Annotated in this window: 1 protein-coding gene; it reads left to right on the top strand. The window is 39.9% G+C overall.

Annotation, left to right across the window (positions count from 1 at the left end):
* Positions 1-187 precede the first annotated feature (187 nt).
* Positions 188-1,239, top strand: a protein-coding gene (locus tag QT987_RS29735) for an ISKra4 family transposase (protein ID WP_333247079.1) whose coding sequence is annotated in 2 segments (ribosomal slippage) — positions 188-338 and positions 338-1,239 — 1,053 coding nt in all. Because the reading frame shifts where the segments join, the coding sequence is not laid out codon by codon here.
* The last annotated feature ends 173 nt before the right edge of the window (positions 1,240-1,412 follow it).

Genomic DNA, 1,412 nt, shown 5'->3' with positions numbered 1-1,412 from the left:
GGGAGCATCCCGATTTTGCAAGTATACAAAAGTATGATATGATGTATTGTTTTTTTGGAAAACCGACACTTAGCTTCCCGAAAAAATATGTTTTAGAGTCAATAAGCCATTTTATAGCAACTGAAGAATAGAGTGTCTCAAGAGTTACAATAGTCAATAAATAATTTTGAGGGAATCAAAATGACGCCTGACTACCCGAGCACGTTTACAAGCTCATACTGCTGAAATCGCCAAAATTTTATACAGAAACACTCCCCCCGAGGCATTAGAGAGCCTGGAAACAATAGAAGGTCACCTGAGAAAACAATGGATAGAGATAGTGGGACCCCAAGTTGCTTTTTTTTTATCAAAGAAACCACGGGGACAGACAAAGGACGTCCCCGAACAGTAAAAAGCTGTGTGGGTGAGTTAAAAATTACCGAAAAACAAGCAGAAAAATTAAATCTCAAAAAATCGACTCGCTTGGCCCCTGTTTTTGAGAAATGCTGTCTGCGACAAGTAGCCCTGTTATCCTATTCCAAGGCATCTCAAGAAATTGAAGTACAGACGGGAGTCAAGATAGGTCATACCAGTTTACATAGATTGGTAGAAAACCAAGAGTGGGTTGAACCAGTAGCAGAAGCCCCCATTAAAGAAACCAGCGTAGATGGAGGGAAAGTGCGTGTTAGAGGACCAAAAGGAGAGGGTTCTCACTGGCTGGATTACAAAGCAGTTAGTCTTCATGGCAGCTTTTATGGTGCATATTTTCTGGAAAATGAAGTATTGATTGATTATGTCAATCGTCAGCCGTTAAATTCCCTAGTGACTTGTTTAGGTGATGGACATGACGGAATTTGGAATATCATCGGTAAATTCAATCCGGATGGTAATCGCCGAGAAATCTTAGACTGGTATCATTTAGTAGAAAATCTGTACAAAGTAGCAGGGTCTAGGAAACGGCTGTCTCAAGCCAAAGAATTGTTGTGGCAAGGTCGTATAGATGAAACCATTAAGTTGTTTGAGTTGTGCAGTAGTCGTCAGGCTACTAACTTTTGTAAATATCTCACAAAACATCGGAATCGAATTGTCAACTATCAACTCTTATCCAGCCAAAAGATTTGTTCTATTGGGTCGGGAGCGGTGGAATCATTAGTGAAACAGATTGATAGAAGATTAAAAATTTCCGGCGCTCAGTGGGGGAGTGAAAATATTAATCAAATGCTCAAACTTAGGTGTGCTTACTTGAATGAATTAATCTAGAATATAGATACCTCTTTTTTATTTTTCTTCCCAAATCCCATACTTTAGATACTCCTCTCTCGCCAGTTCGGTTAGCGTGCGGGCGATAACTTTTGCGTTCTATCATATAGCGGAGGGCGAAAAATTTTGGCTCTTATCATACTTTTAACCATTTACAAAACCGGGATGCTCCC

It is taken from the genome of Microcoleus sp. SVA1B4 (assembly GCF_036700545.1).
Lineage (GTDB): Bacteria > Cyanobacteriota > Cyanobacteriia > Cyanobacteriales > Microcoleaceae > Microcoleus.
This window is presented reverse-complemented; position numbering and strand designations above follow the sequence as displayed.